At 69.8% G+C, this 16,894-nt stretch carries 13 protein-coding genes; 5 read left to right on the top strand and 8 right to left on the bottom strand.

Features of this window, described 5'->3' with window-relative positions:
- The first annotated feature begins 110 nt into the window (after positions 1–110).
- Positions 111–1,907 carry a methyl-accepting chemotaxis protein gene (locus BLR05_RS07930; protein WP_092833500.1) on the top strand — a complete coding sequence of 599 codons (1,797 nt, stop codon included), beginning with the start codon at positions 111–113 and terminating at the stop codon, positions 1,905–1,907.
- A 3-nt stretch (positions 1,908–1,910) separates the two neighbouring features.
- Here BLR05_RS07930 and BLR05_RS07925 read toward each other — a convergent pair whose 3' ends face one another.
- A complete protein-coding gene (locus BLR05_RS07925) occupies positions 1,911–3,425 on the bottom strand; it encodes a SulP family inorganic anion transporter (RefSeq protein ID WP_092833498.1) in 1,515 nt (504 codons plus the stop codon).
- Complete coding sequence (locus BLR05_RS07920) at positions 3,377–4,219, bottom strand: YecA/YgfB family protein (protein WP_092833496.1); 843 nt, start codon at positions 4,217–4,219, stop codon at positions 3,377–3,379. Before BLR05_RS07920 ends, BLR05_RS07925 begins: the two co-directional genes overlap by 49 nt.
- A gap of 198 nt (positions 4,220–4,417) precedes the next feature.
- Here BLR05_RS07920 and BLR05_RS07915 point away from each other — a divergent pair, with 198 nt between their 5' ends.
- Entirely contained in the window at positions 4,418–5,287 is an 870-nt protein-coding gene (locus BLR05_RS07915) for a BUD32 family EKC/KEOPS complex subunit (protein WP_092833494.1), read from the top strand.
- A 10-nt stretch (positions 5,288–5,297) separates the two neighbouring features.
- Here BLR05_RS07915 and BLR05_RS07910 read toward each other — a convergent pair whose 3' ends face one another.
- From BLR05_RS07910 to BLR05_RS07895, 4 genes are all read right to left on the bottom strand, one after another.
- Positions 5,298–6,722, bottom strand: a complete 1,425-nt coding sequence (locus BLR05_RS07910; protein ID WP_092833492.1) for an MFS transporter — start codon at positions 6,720–6,722, stop codon at positions 5,298–5,300.
- Between the two features lie 82 nt (positions 6,723–6,804).
- The gene (locus BLR05_RS07905) at positions 6,805–8,691 is read right to left on the bottom strand and encodes a bifunctional sugar phosphate isomerase/epimerase/4-hydroxyphenylpyruvate dioxygenase family protein (protein WP_092833790.1); all 1,887 of its coding nucleotides are present in this window, start codon (positions 8,689–8,691) and stop codon (positions 6,805–6,807) included.
- 250 nt (positions 8,692–8,941) lie between these two features.
- The gene (locus BLR05_RS07900) at positions 8,942–9,775 is read right to left on the bottom strand and encodes a shikimate dehydrogenase family protein (protein ID WP_092833490.1); all 834 of its coding nucleotides are present in this window, start codon (positions 9,773–9,775) and stop codon (positions 8,942–8,944) included.
- A gap of 95 nt (positions 9,776–9,870) precedes the next feature.
- Positions 9,871–10,794, bottom strand: coding sequence for a shikimate dehydrogenase family protein (locus tag BLR05_RS07895; protein WP_092833488.1), 924 nt, complete (start codon positions 10,792–10,794; stop codon positions 9,871–9,873).
- Between the two features lie 196 nt (positions 10,795–10,990).
- Between BLR05_RS07895 and BLR05_RS07890 the strand changes: the two genes are divergently transcribed.
- Together BLR05_RS07890 and BLR05_RS07885 are read left to right on the top strand one after the other, a co-directional pair.
- Positions 10,991–11,776 (top strand): IclR family transcriptional regulator domain-containing protein, encoded by a 786-nt coding sequence (locus BLR05_RS07890; RefSeq protein WP_092833486.1) that lies wholly within the window; start codon positions 10,991–10,993, stop codon positions 11,774–11,776.
- 163 nt (positions 11,777–11,939) lie between these two features.
- Complete coding sequence (locus tag BLR05_RS07885) at positions 11,940–13,871, top strand: ABC transporter ATP-binding protein/permease (protein WP_092833484.1); 1,932 nt, start codon at positions 11,940–11,942, stop codon at positions 13,869–13,871.
- 19 nt (positions 13,872–13,890) lie between these two features.
- Here the strand turns inward: BLR05_RS07885 and BLR05_RS07880 are convergent, their stop codons facing one another.
- Positions 13,891–14,373 carry a putative toxin-antitoxin system toxin component, PIN family gene (locus tag BLR05_RS07880; protein ID WP_092833481.1) on the bottom strand — a complete coding sequence of 161 codons (483 nt, stop codon included), beginning with the start codon at positions 14,371–14,373 and terminating at the stop codon, positions 13,891–13,893.
- Entirely contained in the window at positions 14,363–15,667 is a 1,305-nt protein-coding gene (locus BLR05_RS07875; protein WP_092833479.1) for a THUMP domain-containing class I SAM-dependent RNA methyltransferase, read from the bottom strand. Before BLR05_RS07875 ends, BLR05_RS07880 begins: the two co-directional genes overlap by 11 nt.
- Positions 15,668–15,822: 155 nt before the next feature.
- Between BLR05_RS07875 and BLR05_RS07870 the strand changes: the two genes are divergently transcribed.
- On the top strand, positions 15,823–16,894 hold a 1,072-nt coding region (locus BLR05_RS07870; RefSeq protein WP_143015874.1), incomplete at its 3' end, for a HAMP domain-containing protein.

Raw genomic sequence — 16,894 nt, 5'->3', positions numbered from 1 at the left:
CATAGGAAGAAGTAGCAAAATTCCTGAATTCCAAAAAATGATGAGCAAATATTTCAGATTCGCTCCAGACTGGGAGCACAAAGACGACTAATTCCCACCGGAGGTTTCCCATGGCCGCCAACGCCCGCTCCCTCACCGTGTCCCAGCGCCTGCTCATCGCGTTCGGCCTGGTGATCGCCATCTTCATCGCCGTGGCCGCCACAGCGCTGGTCAGCAGCCGAAGCCTCGCGGAGGCCGAGTCGTGGAACGAGCACACCTACCAGGTGCTCGACCGCTCCAACACCCTGCTCAACAGCATGGTCAACATGGAGACCGGCGCCCGCGGCTTCCTGCTCAGCGGGGATGAAAAGTTCCTGGAGCCCTGGAACAGCGGTGGCCAGGAATTCAACAAGACGCTTCCCGACATCAAGGCCCTCACGGCCGACAACCCCGTACAGCAGCGGCGCCTGGATGCCATGAAGGCCCGGGAGACCGAATTCGCGTCCGTGCTCTCGGACCTGATCAAGGCGCGCCGTGACGTCACGGCGGGCGGCATGAACATGCAGGACTTCATCGCGCAGTTCGGCCAGGGCAAGGACAAGGCCGTCATGGACGGCTTCCGGGCGCTGCAGAAGGAACTGGACCAGGCGGAGTCCAGCCTGCTGGCCGAGCGCAAGGCAAGAGCCGACCGGCTGCGCAGCTTCAATACCGGCGTGATCCTGATCGGCTCCACCCTGGCCGTGGCAACGGCCGTCGCGCTGGGGCTGTGGGTTACCCGCTCCATCACGCGCCAGCTGGGCGGCGAGCCCAACTACGCGACCGGCATCGTGCGGCAGATCGCGCAGGGCAACCTCGCGGTGGATGTGGAAACCCGCAACGGCGACCAAACCAGCCTGCTGGCCGGCATGAAGGACATGCGCGACCAGCTCGCCCGCGTGGTCGGGCAGGTGCGGCAGAGCAGCGACTCCATCGCCACGGGCAGCACGCAGATCGCCACCGGCAATGCCGACCTGAGCCAGCGCACCGAGGAACAGGCATCCAACCTGCAGCAGACGGCCGCCTCCATGGAGCAGTTGACGGCCACCGTGAAGAACAACGGCGAAACCGCCCGGCAAGCCACGCAGCTGGCGAATTCCGCCAGCGAGGTCGCCGAGCGCGGCGGCACGGTGATGGGACAGGTGGTGAACACCATGGGGGCCATCACCGACTCCAGCCGGAGGATCTCGGACATCATCGGCGTCATCGACGGCATCGCCTTCCAGACCAATATCCTCGCGCTCAATGCCGCGGTCGAGGCGGCCCGCGCCGGCGAGCAGGGCCGCGGCTTCGCGGTGGTGGCGAGCGAAGTGCGCAGCCTTGCGCAGCGCAGCGCCGACGCCGCCAAGGAGATCAAGGCACTCATTTCCACGAGCGTGGAGAAGGTGGAAGCCGGCAGCCAGCAGGTCGAGGAAGCCGGCCGGACCATGGCCGACATCGTCAGCCAAGTCAAGCGCGTGAGCGACCTGATCAACGAAATCAGTGCCGCCACCCAGGAACAGACCCAGGGCATCGGCCAGGTGAGCGATGCAGTAAGCCAGCTCGACCAAGTGACGCAGCAGAACGCCGCGCTGGTCGAGGAAAGCGCCGCGGCCGCGGACAGCCTCCGGGCCCAGGCCGGCAGGCTCGTGGATGCCGTGAGCCAGTTCCGCCTGCACCACGACCAGGGCCTGCAGGCACCGGCACCGGTCGCGGTGGCCGCTCCGCGCGCCGTCGCGGCACCGGCGGCGAGCCCCCTGCCTGCCGCCAGGCCGGCCCCGGCACGGATGCCTGCCGCGCCACATGCTGCGGCCATGGCGGCCCGCCGGCCCGCGCCTGCTCCTGCAAAGGCCCCCGCGCCTTCGCTGGCCCTGGCGGGCAGCTCGAGCCAGGACGACTGGACGAGCTTCTGACGGTCAGGGTCCGCCTACGCGCTCCACGAGGCCGGCGCTGGCCTCGTTCATCCCCACCACCTCCACAGAGCAGCCGTGGTGCTGCAGCCGCTGCACCACCTTGTCCAGCGCGGCCACGGCGGTCACGTCCCAGAAATGGGCACGCGAGACGTCGATGCGCACCGGCCGGCCTTCGGCGGCCAGGATGTCGAAGGCGTCGATAAACGCATCGGCCGAAGCGAAAAACACCTGGCCCGCCACGCGCCAGGTGCGCAGGCCGGTGGCACCGTCGTCCTCGGCGCGGACGTCGAGCAGGCGCGCCACCTTGAAGGCGAAGAACACGCCGCTCAGCACCACCCCCACGGCCACGCCGGCCGCCAGGTTGTGGGTGCCCAGTGTCACTGCCACGGTGGCGAGCATCACGGCGCTGGAGGTCCGGGGGTGGCGCACCAGGGTGCGCAGCGAGGCCCAGTCGAAGGTGGCGGCCGACACCATCACCATGATGGCCACCAGCGCAATCACCGGCACGCGCGAAACCCAGTCCTTGAGCGCCACCATCAGCACGAGCAGGAACACGCCCGCGAACAGGGTGGACAGGCGCCCGCGGCCCCCGTACTTCACGTTGCCCACCGCCTGGCCGATCATTCCGCAGCCCGCGATGCCGCCGCTCAGGCTGGCGGCGATGTTCGCCAGCCCCAGTCCGGCGCATTCGCGGTTCTTGTCGCAGGGCGTGTCAGTCATCTCGTCCACCACCGCGGCGGTCAGCACGGATTCGAGCAACCCCACGAAGGCGATGGCGAGCGCCGGCAGCGCGATGATACGCAGCGTCTCCAGCGTGAACGGTACGCCGGGCAGCGCGAAGGCGGGCAACGCGTCCGGAAGCCTGCCGAGATCGGCCACCGTGGGCAGTGGCAGGCCCGCTGCGGAGGCCAGCGCCGTGAGCGCCACCACGCAGACCAGCGGCGACGGAATGGCGGTGAGCGCCCGCCAGTCCAGCCACGCCCCCAGGCGCGGCAGGCCATAGATGATGGCCAGACCCAGCGCCAGCATGCCCCAGGTGCCCGGGCCGGCCCCCTGCAGGTGCGGCAGCTGGGCCGAGAAAATCAGGATGGCCAGCGCGTTCACGAAGCCCGTACGCACCGAACTGGAAACGAAGCGCACCAGCACCCCCATGCGCAGCAGGCCGAAGGCCACCTGCACCGCGCCGGCCAGCAGCCCCGCGGCGAACAGGTAGCCCACGCCATGGGAGTGCACCAGCGGTGCAGCCACCAGCGCCACAGACCCGGCCGCTGCCGACACCATGGCCGGGCGCCCGCCAGCGAAGGCGATCACGATGCTGATGACAAACGAGGCGAACAGCCCCACGGACGGATCCACGCCCGCCACGAACGAAAACGCGATCACCTCGGGAATCAGCGCGAACGTGGCAACGGCGCCGGCCAGCAGTTCACGCGGAATGCTGGGCGCCCACTCCGCGCGCAGGCGGGACCTCAGCTTCCGCAGCACTTCTTGTATTTCTTGCCGCTGCCGCAGCTGCACGGATCGTTGCGGCCCGGCGTGTCCGCGCGGCGCACCGATTCGACGCGCGGGCCCATGCTCTTCCAGAGCTGGCGCAGGTCATAGACTGCCCAGATCGCCTCGCCGAACACCTCCAGCCGGTCCTCGCTCACGCTGGGCGGGCCATCCTCGGCATACATGTTGTGTTCGGGACGGCCTGTGTCGTCCTCGGTCAGCGCGACGATGTGGTCGAGCGCGCCGTCCAGCCACTGCGCGGCCTCCTTGTCGCGCGGCGCTGCCCACTCCTCGGGCCAGTTCTCCACGGCGAACATGAAGCCCAGCGCCCAGACCTGCCCGAACGAAGGCACGTCCTGGCCGGCCATCTCGGCGCGCTCCTCCTCGGGCAGGCAGGCGATCGCGCCGCGCATGTCCATCACCTCGGGCTGGAAGGCCCGGTCATCCTCCAGCGACTCCACCGTGTCCTCGAGCTGGCGCGCCACCTCGTCCCAGCGGCGCATCCACAGCTCCACGAAACGGGCCTGCTGCGCATCGTCCTGGAAGGCCGGCAGCCGCGGCAGCGCCCCCCCTTCGGCCACCATGTCCATCGGGCCTCCGTCGTCCAGCAGCATGGGCAGGTACTCGGCCGGCGCAATCGCGCGACGCGTGCAGACGAGCGCCGTGAGAAAGCCGTCGCAGAACTCCCATTGCGGGATTTCCTCGGCGCGCGAGCGCAGGTCGTCGAGCAGCGCGTCCAGCTCGTCGAGGTCGTCGTTGCTGAGCGCGGGAACGGCGCCGGAGGCATCGGCATCGGCGGCGGGGGCGTGGGGATCGGTCATCGGGGGAGCTCCTGGCCGGCGCGCACGCGCGGGCAGGCCGTGTTTTGAAGAAGATGGCGAAAAAGGCGGACAGCGTCGGGGCGGCCCATCGCTCTATGATGCCGCCGCGGCGGACAGGATTGCCCGCCTTCCGCATTCCAAGGCGGCGAGTGTAGCCGCGCCCCCTGACGCCCCCCCTGTTTCCCCCCCACCCAGTCCATGCCCGCCCTTCCGCCCGGTCCCGCGCCCGATCCGGTGCTCCCGCCCTCGCCTGCCCGGCCGGCGCCCCACGCCGCGCCCACCGATTGGGACGCCTTTCTGCGCGAGCGGCTGCCTTTGCAGGTGCATGCGGTGGAGAGCCACATCGCCGCGGACGGTACGCGGGTATGGCTCAAGCGCGCCGCACCGGTGCGCGGGCCCGGCCGCCACCGGGCCATGGCACTGCTCGCCGGCATGCTGGGCCTGCCCGTGCTGCAGCCGGTGCCCACGCCGGGCGGAGCCGAGGGCATCGCCACCGAGGTGCGGCGCCTGCGCGCTTTCTCTGCCCTGGGGCTGCGTGTGCCCGAGGTGCTGGCCTTCAGTTCCGACGGACTGCTCACCCGGGATCTGGGACGGCCGGAGGTGGATACGCATTCCCTGGGCAACGAGATCGAACACCACGTCGAGGAAGGCCCGGAGACCGTGCTCGCGCTCTGGCGACAGGGCCTGGCGGCGATCGCGCAGGTGCATGCGCACGGCACCTGCCTCAGCCAGGCTTTCGCGCGCAACCTGGTGCGCTGCCCGGATGGCGTGGTGGGCTACCTGGACTTCGAGGACGATCCGGCCGCCACCCTGCCGCTGCCCGTCTGCCAGGTGCGCGACTTGCTGTGCTATGCCCACTCCACCGCGCTCTACCTGCGCGCGCCGGATGCACTGGCCCCGGCGCGCGCCGAAACCGCCGCATGGACGGCCGCCCATGGCCCGGAATTCCGGCAGACCATGGACCGGGCGCTGCGCCGCCTCGCCTGGCTGCGCCGCCTGCCCCAGGACCGCCGCTGGGGCCGCGACGTGCAGCGCGTGCGCGCCGCCTACGATCTGCTCGCGCCCTAGCGCGGGACGGTCACCCCCGCCGCGGTACGCCCAGGGACGGCTCGGCGGCCGAACCCTCCATGGCCTGCGCGCGCAGCCGCTCGTATTCCTGCGGGCTCACCGGCCTGGCATCGGGCTCGCCCAGGTCACGCATCGGCACGCGGAAGGTCTCCCGCGCACTGAACGCGGCCACGGCGGAAATGACAGTGATGCCGAACGCGATGGCGCCCACGGTGAGCCAGATGTTGGCGGACCCGGGCGGCGCGACGGCCGTGAACAGTGCAGGCAGCATGGCAGTGATGGCCGTGCCCACGTTCTGCGAGATGGCCATGGCCGAAACCCGGGTGCGCGTGGGGAACAGCTCGGGGTAGAACGAGGGGAACACGGCGTTGTAGCCCTGGTAGACCAGGCCCCACATCACCAGCGACATGCAGATGGCCAGCGGCACGTTGCGGATGCTGATGGCATAGAGGTAGCCGAAGGCCATCAGGCCGGACAGCAGCGCCCCGGCAATGATGGGCGGTCGGCGGCCGATGCGGTCGGACAGGCCGCCGACCATGGGGATCACCAGCACGGCCAGGATGTTGCCCAGCACCGGGATCCACAGATAGACGTCCTTGGCGAAGCCGATGCCGTAGGCCGGCTGCACCGCATAGGCAGCGCCGAAGATGGTGGCGACCACCGGGATCACGTTCATGAGCGCCATGCACACGACGCGCAGCATGTCGGGCAGGTTGTACTTGAAGGCATCGACGACAGGCGAGCGAGTGCGCTGCTTCTGCGCGGCCTTGTCGGTGAAGGCCGGGGTTTCAGCGACTTCACGGCGGATGATCCACCCGGCGATGATGACGAGGAAGCTCAGCAGGAACGGGATGCGCCAGCCCCAGCTGTTGAACTGCTCGGCGGGCATGTAGTGCGCAAGCGGAAGGAACACCGCGGCGGCCAGGATCTGCCCGGCCTGCACGCCCTGCAGCGTGAAGCTGGCGAAGAAGCCGCGCCGGCCGAAGGGCGCATGCTCCAGGATCATCGAGCTGGCGCCCGAGATCTCGCCGGCCACGGCGAAGCCCTGGATCAGGCGCATCAGCACCAGCAGCGCGGGCGCCCACAGGCCGATCTGGTCATAGGTGGGCAGCAGGCCCACGGCGATGGTGGAAAAGCCCATCAGGAACATGCACCACACGAGCACCTGCTTGCGGCCGTGCGTGTCGCCCACGTGGCCCAGCACGAAGGCGCCGATGGGGCGCGCCACGTAGCCCACGCCGTAGGTGGCCAGCGACGCGATGATCGCGATGGCCGGGTCGCCCTTGGGGAAGAATATCTGCGGAAAGATCAGCGCGGCCGCGGTGGCGTAGATGAAGAAGTCGTAGTACTCCAGCGCGGAGCCGATCCAGCCGCTGGCGGCGGCTTTCTTCGACTGGTGCCTGCCTTGCGGCGAAGAGGCGGGGGGATGGGCCATGGTCGTGTCTCCTGTGTATATGGTGTTGGCGAAGGAATCGGGTACGGTGCAGTGGGTCGGTCGTCCGGACAGCCGCGCGCCTTCACTGCTGCGCCAGCGAGGCCGCGCGCGCCGCGGCATTGGCCGCGCCCCAGCCGTCGTAGCCGCCCGTGCGCTGGGCGATCTCGAAGAAAACGCCCCCCGGCAGGCTCTCGGTGTAGGCATGCAGGTAGTCGCCGCCGGGCGATCGGTCGAATAGCACCCCGGCGGCGCGCAGGCGCTCGGGCAGGCCGGGCGGCAGGTCCAGCCGGGCCTGCAGGTCGTCGTAGTAGTTGTACGAAACCGGCACGAAGGCGACGCCCCGCGCCCGCAGGGCGGCTACCGCCGCGAAGATGTCGTCGCAGCCGAAGGTGATGTGGTGCACGGCACCTGCGCCGGTCACGCCCAGCTGGCGTGCCGTGGCCGTGTGCTGGCCGAGCGGCACGTTGAGCACCAGGCGCACGCTGCGGTCGGCATTGGCCACGCCCTGGCTGCGCACCAGGCCGAAGGGGTCGGCCAGGTCCAGGCTTTCCATCCGGTCCAGCCCCAGCACGGCGCGCGTGAACAGGGCCCAGGTGTCGCGCTGGTCCTGGCCCAGGCCCAGCGTCAGGTGGTCCACGCACCGCAGGCCGGGGTCCGGGCCTTCCGCATCCTGTGCGGCACTCTCCAGCATGAAATCGGACTCGAAGAGGCCCGACACGCCCAGCGCGGCCGGCACGAAATGGACCAGGTTGCCGCCCGGCGCCACGGTGGCGGGCACGCGCTGCTCGTGGGGGCCCAGCGGGCTGTCGTAGGGCTGCGAACGCATCGCCTTGGCCCGGCCCAGCGCGCCGATGGCGTCGTCGCAGCGCAGGCCCAGGGCGCAGACCGAGGTGCCGTGCTGGGCGAAGCGGCTGCGCGCGAAAGAATCGGGCTGGGCATTGACGATCAGGTGGATCCCGCCCTGGCGGTACAGCGTGGCAGCCTTGGAGCGGTGCCGGCCCGCCCGCACGAAACCCAGGCTGCGCAGCGCGCCGTCCAGTGCACCGGCCGAGGCCTCGTCGGCCGCGAATTCGATGAACGACACGCCCTGCAAGGTGGGCGCGGGCGGCGGATTGAACAACTCCACGCGCAGGGGCTGCACAGGCAGCGCGGACAGGCGCTGGCGCGCCTCGCTCTCCAGGTACAGCAGCGAGCGCATGGCGTCCACGGCCGTGCGGCGGTTGGGCGTTTCGCGGAACAGGTCGTTGAATATCTCCAGCGACAGCGGCCCGGTGTAGCCGGCGCGCAGCAGCTGCTCGAAGAAGCCGATCACGTCGAAATCGCCCTGGCCCGGAAACACCCGGTGGTGGCGCGCCCACTGCAGCACGTCCAGCGACATCAGCGGCGCATCGGCCATCTGCACGAAGAAGATGCGGTCGCCGGGAATGCCGGCGATGGGATCCGGGTCATCGCGCAGCGACAGGGTATGGAAGCTGTCCAGGATCAGGCCCAGGTGCGGATGGTCGGCGCGGCGCACGATGTCCCAGGCCTGGCCGAAGCGGGCGGTGTGGCGGCCCCAGGCCAGTGCCTCGTAGCCCACGCGCAGGTTGCGCCGGGCGGCGCGCTCGGCCAGGGCATGCAGCTGTGCGGCGGCCAGCTCCGGGTCGCCGATCGACTGCGGCAGCGTGTTGGAGCAGCACAGCACCAGCGGCGCGCCCAGCTCCTGCATCAGGTCGAACTTGCGCTCGGCGCGGTCCAGGGCGCGGGCGAAGGCGGCATCGGGCAGGCCTTCCATGTCGCGCAGGGGCTGGTAGAGGTCGATCGACAGGCCCAGGTCCGCCGCGATGCGGCGCAAGTCGGCCGCCGATCCCTTGAAGTGGATGAAGTCGGGCTCGAACAGTTCGATGCCATCGAAGCCGGCGGCAGCGATGGCTTCGAGCTTCTGGCGCAGGGTGCCGCTGAGCGAGACGGTGGCGATGGAACGGTGCATGGAAAAGGCCGGCATGGCGGAAGACAGGGAACCCGGCGCTCAGGAACGGGAGGGGCGACGCCGCCGCGGGCCGGAACCGGAAGGGATGGCAGCGCGACGGAAAACCATGGCACGACTGTAGAAGCGCCCCCCCACCGCCACAATCGTTCGCCGCGTCCAGGCGATCGATCATCGAACACCTTCGTTCGTCATTCGCGCGAAATACGGGATTGACCTAGGTCATGCCTTGGGCTGCGTGCCCTCGCGGATCTCAGTACGCCAGGCGGGCCACGGCGCGCAGTTCCTCTGGCGTGGCATGGCCGAAACCGAAGAACTCCAGGTACGCGGGGATCATCTCGAACAGCATGTCGGTCCCCACCTGCACCGCGCAGCCGCGTGCGCGGGCCGCCTCCAGCAGGGGCGTGTACTCGGCCTTCATGACCACCTCGCCCACGAAGGTGGAGGGTGCGATGCGCTCCACGTCGAACGGCAGCGGATCGCCCTCGCGCATGCCCAGCGGCGTGGCGTTGACCACCACGTCGAAGCCGGCCGGGTCGTTGGAGCCGGTCCGCACGGCGAGCCGGGGATAGTGCGCCCGCAGCCGGGCCGCCAGCGACTCTGCGGAGCCGGGGTTCATGTCGAACAGCATCATGTCCGCCGCGCCCGCCGCGGCGGCGGACGCCGCGATGGCCGAACCCACGCCGCCCGCGCCGGAGACCAGCACGCGCGCGCCGGCGAAGGGGCGGCCCTTGCGCTCCACGCCGCGCACGAAGCCGGCCCCGTCGAACTGATCGCCCAGCAGCGTGCCATCGGGCCGCAGCAGCACGGCGTTGCATGCGCCGGCGATGCGCGCCGTGGGCGTCACCTCGTCCACCAGGCCCATGGTCGCGACTTTGTGCGGCATGGTGATGAGCGCGCCGCGCAGGTTGGTGAAGCGGAAGATCTGGCGCAGCGAGGCGGCGTAGTCGTCGGCCCGCACCCCCATCGGCACCACCACGGCGTCGATGCCACGGCTCTCGAACCAGGGGTTGTAGATCATCGGGGCCTTGAAGGTCTCCGTGGGATGGCCGATGTGGGCGATGAGCGTGGTTTTGCCGGAAATCATGGTGCGACGGGCGGTGGTGAGCGAAGGAATGGAGAAGACGCTCCCCGTGGCCCGTGGGGCCGCCGGGGAGGCAGGCGGGTGCTGCGGCGAAGCCGTCAGGCCGCGGCGGCGCCCGGGTAGCGCAGGGGACGGGAAATCTCGTCCTGCATGGCCGGCGGATAGATGAGCGCGCGCAGGAAGTCCGCGTCCTCGCACAGGGCCTCGGCCACCCCGGCGTGGCCGAAGTAGCGGAAGTAGTGCGGCATCTGCTGGATCAGCATCTCGAAGCCGGCCTGCGCATGCAGGCCGCGGGCGCGTGCGGCGCGCACGAGCGGCGTGGGCTGGTTGCGCAGCAGGATGTCGAAAAGCGCGGCATGGGGCTCCATGCGCTGCACGTCCACGGGGCTGGCGTCGCCGTCGGACAGGCCGAGCGGCGTGGCGTTGATGACCAGGTCATAGCCTTCCGGTGCATTGCTGTCCACTGCCACCGTGGTGGTGTCGAAGAAGGCGTCGAGCTGCGCGGCCACGCCCGCGGCCTTGCCCGATGCGGTGTCGTGGAAGGCGATGTGGCTGGCGCGGTTGTCCGCGTCGCCTTCGGCCAGGGCCAGGCCGATGGCCGCGGCGCTGACGCCCGCCCCCAGGACCAGCACCCGCCGGCCGCGGAACGGAATGCCGTAGTGGTCCAGCGCATCCAGCAGGCCGTCGCCGTCGAACAGGTCGCCTTCCAGTTGCCCGTCGTCGGTGCGGCGCACCACGTTGACGGAGCCCGCCACGCGACCGCACAGCCCGCAGCTGTCCAGCAGATCGACGACCCTGGGCTTGTGCGGCGGTGCGATGACCATGCCCCGCAGATTGCGCGCCAGGAATGCGGAGCGGAAATACAGGGCGAAATCCCGTACCGGCACCTGCACCGGCACCATCACCGCATCCATGCCGAAACGGGCGAATACCGCGTTGAACATGCGCGGCAATCGCACGTTGCGGACCGGGTCGCCCGGCAGCAAATACACCTGCGTGTCACCGGTGATGGGGGGGCTCATGGCTTGGCTCCGTTGTGCGGCCGGACCGGGTGGCCGCGTTACCCGGGTTTATAGCCGGGCTGGCATGCCGGCGGCGTTACCGTGCCCGCTTTTGTTCGATGAACGCACAATACCGCACGACAATCGATCAGAACCAGGGTTTTCGCCAAGCCGGAGGTGGGAGGCACGCTCCGGCCACACAGGCACACTCCACGGCATGCGTGAAGATCAACCCACAGGCCCGGCAGGGCTGGACAAGCGCGACTGGATCGCCGGCCTGGAGCGCGGCGTGAGCATCATCGAGGCGTTCGACGACGCCAATCCGCGCCTGACCGCCAGCCAGGCCGGGCAGCTCACCGGCATGACGCGCACCGCCGCGCGCCGCTACCTGCTCACATTGCAGCACATGGGCTACGTGGCTAGTGACGGCAAGCTGTTCTGGCTCACGCCGCGCGTGTTGCGGCTGGGACGCTGCTACCTCGAATCGGCCCGGCTGCCCCGCGTGGTGCAGCCGTTCCTGCAGCGGGTGGCGGCCGGCACCAGCGAGATCGCCTACCTCAGCGTGATGGATGGCGACGAAGTGGTCTATATCGCCCGCAACGGCCCCAACCGCAGCATGAGCACCGGCTACGTGCTGGGCGCGCGCGTACCCGCGCAGGTCACCGCGGCGGGCATGCTGATGCTGGCGCTGCGCAGCGACGAGGCGCTGGCCGAATGGCTGGAAAGCCGCCCGCTGCAGGTCTTCACGCCCTACACCATCGCCAGCATGGACCGCATGAAGCTCGAACTCGCCCGCATCCGCGCCCAGGGCTGGGCCCTGTCGGAGCAGCAGCTGGACCTGAACTCCCGCGGCATTGCCGTGCCGCTGCGAGACCGCCATGGCGTGCTGGTGGGCGCGCTCAACATCACCATGCCCATGGGCCACGAAAGCTCGGACGACGCGGTCGCGCGCGTGCTGCCCGTGCTGCGTGAAACCGCCCAGGCGATGCGCAACCTGATCTGAGCGCGCCGCCGCGGCGCACGCACGCGCCGCGCGGCCGCGAGCGGTACCTGGACAGGTCGGGGGCGTTTCCGTAACGCCCCGTGGGCGGCGTCCGACAGGACCCCGCCGGGCCCCCCGCATATCGTGCAGTCAAGCGCTCCCGCCCCGTTCCGCACCGCCGCACATGCCCTCTTCCGCCACCGCCGCCGCGCCGCTGCCCACGGCAGCCGATCCCGATCCGCAGGCTGCGGCCGGCACCCGCGCACCGGCCCTGTCCCTGGCCGCCTGGCGGCAATTCATGGCCGTCGCCAAGCCCTACTGGCAGGGCGACCGCAAGTTCGCGGCCTGGTCGCTGATGGGCCTGCTGATCCTGCTCATGCTGCTGGAGACGCACCTGGCCGTGCGCCTCATCGACCGCACGGGGGAGATGACCTCCGCGCTGGCCGCGCAGGACAGCGACCGCTTCTGGAGCGCGGTCCGCACCTGCCTCATCGTCCTGGCCTTCGCCGTGCCGGTCTATGCCTTCTACTACTACATGCGCGACGCGTTCGCGAACCATTGGCGCCGGTGGCTCACCCACCGCTTCCTCGACGGCTACCTCGGGCGCCGCCGCTACTACGAGCTGAATGCGGAAGGCACGGTGGACAACCCCGACCAGCGCATCAGCGAAGACATCAACAGCTTCACCGGCCGCTCCACGCATTTCCTGCTGATCTTCATCGGCGCCATGATGCAGCTGGTGGCGTTCAGCGCCGTGCTGTGGTCCATATCCCAGGCGCTGGTCGCGTTCCTGGCCGTCTATGCGCTCGTGGGCACGGTAGTGGCACTCTACGTGTTCGGTGCGCCGCTCATCCGGCTCAATTTCTGGCAGCTGCGGCGCGAGGCGGACTTCCGCTTCGGGCTGATGCGCCTGCGGGAGAACGCCGAGTCCATCGCCTTCTACCGCGGCGAGGCCCAGGAGCGCGCCCAGCTCGACCGCAGCTTCCAGGCCGTGTTCCACAACTACGCCCGCCTCATCAAGCGCCAGCGCTCGCTGAACCTCTTCCAGCGCGCCTTCAGCCAGCTCACCGTGGTCATTCCCAGCATCATCCTGGCCGATGCGGTGCTGTCGGGCGACATGGAAGTGGGCCGCGCCATCCAGGCCGGCGGCGCGTTCGCGGCAGTGCTGGCCTCGGTCTCGCTGATCGTGGACAACTTCGAAAGCCTGAGCCGCTTCGTCGCGGGCATCGGCCGGCTCGACACCCTGCGCCAGGCCCTGCTGGAAGAGCCCGCGAAGCACAGGACACCCGAGCCCCTGGAGCCGGAAGCCGCCGCCGCCGCACGCCGGCATCGCCGCGCACAACGCCGCGAGCAGCGCCGTGCGCGCCGGCGGGGAGTCACCCCATCCGCCGTCGCACCGACGGCCGCGCCGGTGGCCGCGCTGTCGCCGCAGGTGTGTGGCGTGATCGAGGCCCGCGAAGGCGAGCGGTTCGCCGTCGAAGGGCTGGACCTCTACACGCCCCGCTTCTCGCGCCTGCTGGTGCGCGATCTTTCCCTGGACCTGCAGCCCAGCGACGCGCTGCTCATCACCGGCGCCAGCGGCTGCGGCAAGAGTTCGCTGCTGCGCGCCCTGGCCGGCCTGTGGCGCGATGGCCAGGGCGTGGTGCACCACCCGCCCATGGACAGCGTGTTCTTCCTGCCGCAACGGCCCTACATGCAGCCGGGCACGCTGCGCAGCCAGATGATCTACCCCGCCCGCGACACCGGCCTTGCGGACGCGCAGCTGCTGGAGGTGCTGGATGCCGTGCAGTTGCCCGACCTTGCCAGCCGCGTGGGCGGGCTGGATGCCGTGCGCGACTGGGAAAAGGAGCTGTCCATCGGCGAACAGCAGCGCCTCGCCTTCGCGCGGGTGCTGGTGCGGCAGCCCCGCACCGTCATCCTCGACGAGGCCACCAGTGCGCTGGACAGCGCCAACGAGGCCGCCCTCTACGAGCGCGTGCGCGCGAGCGGAGCGTCGATCATCAGCATCGCGCACCGTCCTGCCGTGCTGGCCCACCACACCCACGTGCTGGTGCTCACGGGCGATGGCGGCTGGTCCCTGCACCCTGCGGAGGGCTTCCAGTTCGACGAGGGCTGAAGACGCATCCGTGCCGCGCTCAGGCGGCTTCGGGCTGCGCGGCCTCCAGCACCAGGGCGGTGGCCACGTGCGCATCCATGTTCAGCAGCCGCTTGCGCATGCAGAGAACGGCCTTGTCCTTCGACAACAGGATTGCGCGGTGGGCTGCCGCCAGGTCGATGAACTTCTGGTCGTCCGCATCCTTGCAGGCATAGGCTACGCGCGGCGCGATCTCCACCAGGCGGGCCTGGGCATCGAACGCCGCGAGCACCTGCGCTGCGTCCACCCGGTAGAAGTCCATGCGCTCCACGATGTGCGCGTAGGCCAGCACGCGCTCGAGTTCGTCGCGCATCACCTGCGTGGCGATCCACGCCAGCCGGCCCTGGGCCAGCAATTGCCGCAACGGCCCCGTGCGCGGGTCGGAAAAGATCAGCAGGTCCAGGGCCACGTTGGTGTCCACCACCACGCAGCGCACCGGCTCGTCCTCCGCGGCCTGCTCGGGCAGGCGCAGTTCAACCGGCATGGTCTCCACCCCTGTCCTGCGCATCCGCCGGCTGCGGCGCTGCGCCCTGCACCCGCTGGCGCACGGCCCCCTGCACCATATCGAAGCGGAACAGCCGGCATTCGATCGGGCCGTTCCACATCGGCACGCGGCGCGATTCCTTGAGCCGCATCTTGCCGGGCAGCTTCAGGTCGGGCGTGAGCATCCAGGCCTGCCAGCCCGCGTAATGCTTCTTCCAGTGCGCGGCCAGCTGGAGGAAGAAATCCCCGCCGTCCTCCGTCTGCGCGGTCTCCCGGCCGGCGCGCTCGACCACGCCCATGCGCTCCCGCGCATCGCGTCCGGCCGTACCGGCGGCGGCGATGCGCTCGCCGTAGGGCGGGTTGAGCAGCATCACGCCGGGCCGGTCGCCGGGAGGCATGCGCTGCAGCGCGTCGCCGCCGCGCAACTGCACCGCCTGGGCGACGCCCGCGCGCTCGGCATTGCGCTGCGCGAAATCCACCATGCGGTGCGATACATCGCTGCCGAAGACCGGTGCAGCGGCCGGCACGATGCCATCCTGCGCCTCCTCGCGCAGCGCATTCCAGACGTGCGCCTGGAAGGGCAGCAGTTTCTCGAAGGCGAAGCGCCGGCGCAGGCCGGAAGGAATGCGGCAGGCCATCTGCGCGGCCTCGATGGCGATCGTGCCGCTGCCGCAGCAGGGGTCGTACAGCGGCAGGGGTGCATCACCCAGCGGGTCCCAGCCGCTGGCGGCGATCATGGCCGCGGCAAGCGTCTCCTTGAGCGGCGCATCCCCCTTGTCCTCCCGCCAGCCGCGCTTGAACAGCGGCTCGCCCGAGGTATCGATATAGACCGTGGCCTGGTCCGTGGTGAGGTGCAGGTGGATGCGCACGTCCGGCTGCTGCGTGTCCACGTCGGGACGCACGCCGCCGGCCTTCGCTCGGAAACGGTCGGCCACCGCATCCTTCACGCGCAGCGCCGCGAAGTTCAGGCTCTGGAGCGGACTGTGCTGGGCGGTGACATCGACGCGGAAGCTCTGGCGCGGCGTGAACCAGATCTCCCAGGCAATCCCGGACGCGATGGCGTAGAGATCGTTCTCGGAGCGGTACATCCGCTCTGCCAGGTGCACCAGCACCCGTTGCGCGAGGCGGCTGTGCAGGTTCAGCTTCAGCGCCTCGCGCCACGACGCCCGGGCCAGCACGCCGCCGCGGCCCGTCAGCAGGTCGTGCCCGGTCAGGCCGGTGATGCCGTGGACCTCGTCGGCCAGGAAGCCTTCCACGCCGGCGGCGCAAGGCAGAAAGATTTGCAGTGAATTCATAAGGCAGGCGAGAGGATACGCCCTGCCACCAATGCAAACGCCGGTGTTTATTTTTCCGGCTGACAGAACAAATGTTTCATTCTGTTGATAAAGTTCAACAAACGACGATAACGAGGCGATCCCCCTTCCCACAGGCCTTCTTTCGGAGTCCGTCGATGTTCCATAGCCTTCGCGCCCGCCTCATCGGGATCTGCATTGCCATCACCGCGCTGTCACTCATTGCCCTGGCGCTCGCCACCTTCTTCGTCGTGAGGGGCAACACGCTCTCCGGGCTGGACGAACGCATCGGGCAACTCACGCGCCTGCATGCCAGCGAGCTGGCCGAATGGGTCAAGGAAAAGCAGCGCATCACATCCTCCCTGAAAACGGCCGTCGGCCAGGCCGAGCCGGTGCCCTTCCTGCTCGCGGCCAAGCAGGCCGGCGCCTTCGACGACACCTACTTCGTCTATGCCGACAAGCGCAACATCTTCGCGCACCCCATGCCGGAAGGCTACGACGGTACCGCGCGTCCCTGGTACAAGCAGGCCGTCCAGGCCGGCGGGCCGGCCCTCACGCCCGCCTACGTGGACGCGAGCACGGGCAAGCTCACCATCAGCTTCGTCGAGCCCGTCGGTCCCGCCGGACAGCCCACCGCCGTCATCGGCACCGACATGCACCTGGACACCGTGACCCGCAAGGTCAACGCAATCCACCCCATGGAGAAGAGCTTCGCCTTCCTGCTGGATGGACAGGGCAACATCCTCGCCCATGCCAAGGCGGAACTGGCACTGAAGCCCGTCACGGCCATCTCCTCCGCCCTGGACGGGGCGCAGCTCGCACGGCTCGCATCGGATGGCGGGCGTGCCGACGTCTCCATCGACGGCGCCCCCAACATGTTCTACGCCGCGAAGGTGGAGGGCACGCCCTGGATCCTGGCCATCGCCATCGACCGCTCCGAAGCCACCCGCCCCGTGCGCGAGCTGCTCAACGTCGCCGTCGTCATCACCGTGCTGTGCGTCATCGTCGCCGTCGCCCTGCTCACCTACGCCGTCAGCCGCCAGCTGCGCCGCCTCGCCGTCGTGCGCGATGCCCTGGAGGACATCGCCTCCGGCGAGGGCGACCTCACCCGCCGCCTCGACACCCACGGCAGCGACGAGCTCACCCAGATCGCCCGCGCCTTCAACCACTTCGTGGACAAGATCGCCGCCGTCCTCGTGCGCATCCGCGCATCGGCCGAATCCGTGCGCC

Source organism: Paracidovorax cattleyae, from assembly GCF_900104515.1.
Lineage (GTDB): Bacteria > Pseudomonadota > Gammaproteobacteria > Burkholderiales > Burkholderiaceae_C > Paracidovorax > Paracidovorax cattleyae.
The sequence above is the reverse complement of the archived record's forward strand: the minus strand, read 5'-3'. Positions and strand labels throughout refer to the sequence as shown.

Excerpts from the sequence above, each read along its gene's own strand:
- BLR05_RS07880 (WP_092833481.1), bottom strand. The coding sequence starts at position 14,373 with ATGCCGGTTGAACTGCGCCTGCCCGAGCAGGCCGCGGAGGACGAGCCG.
- BLR05_RS07890 (WP_092833486.1), top strand. The coding sequence starts at position 10,991 with ATGCGTGAAGATCAACCCACAGGCCCGGCAGGGCTGGACAAGCGCGAC.
- BLR05_RS07895 (WP_092833488.1), bottom strand. The coding sequence starts at position 10,794 with ATGAGCCCCCCCATCACCGGTGACACGCAGGTGTATTTGCTGCCGGGC.
- BLR05_RS07885 (WP_092833484.1), top strand. The coding sequence starts at position 11,940 with ATGCCCTCTTCCGCCACCGCCGCCGCGCCGCTGCCCACGGCAGCCGAT.
- BLR05_RS07900 (WP_092833490.1), bottom strand. The coding sequence starts at position 9,775 with ATGATTTCCGGCAAAACCACGCTCATCGCCCACATCGGCCATCCCACG.
- BLR05_RS07920 (WP_092833496.1), bottom strand. The coding sequence starts at position 4,219 with ATGACCGATCCCCACGCCCCCGCCGCCGATGCCGATGCCTCCGGCGCC.
- BLR05_RS07905 (WP_092833790.1), bottom strand. The coding sequence starts at position 8,691 with ATGCACCGTTCCATCGCCACCGTCTCGCTCAGCGGCACCCTGCGCCAG.
- BLR05_RS07875 (WP_092833479.1), bottom strand. The coding sequence starts at position 15,667 with ATGAATTCACTGCAAATCTTTCTGCCTTGCGCCGCCGGCGTGGAAGGC.
- BLR05_RS07915 (WP_092833494.1), top strand. The coding sequence starts at position 4,418 with ATGCCCGCCCTTCCGCCCGGTCCCGCGCCCGATCCGGTGCTCCCGCCC.
- BLR05_RS07910 (WP_092833492.1), bottom strand. The coding sequence starts at position 6,722 with ATGGCCCATCCCCCCGCCTCTTCGCCGCAAGGCAGGCACCAGTCGAAG.
- BLR05_RS07930 (WP_092833500.1), top strand. The coding sequence starts at position 111 with ATGGCCGCCAACGCCCGCTCCCTCACCGTGTCCCAGCGCCTGCTCATC.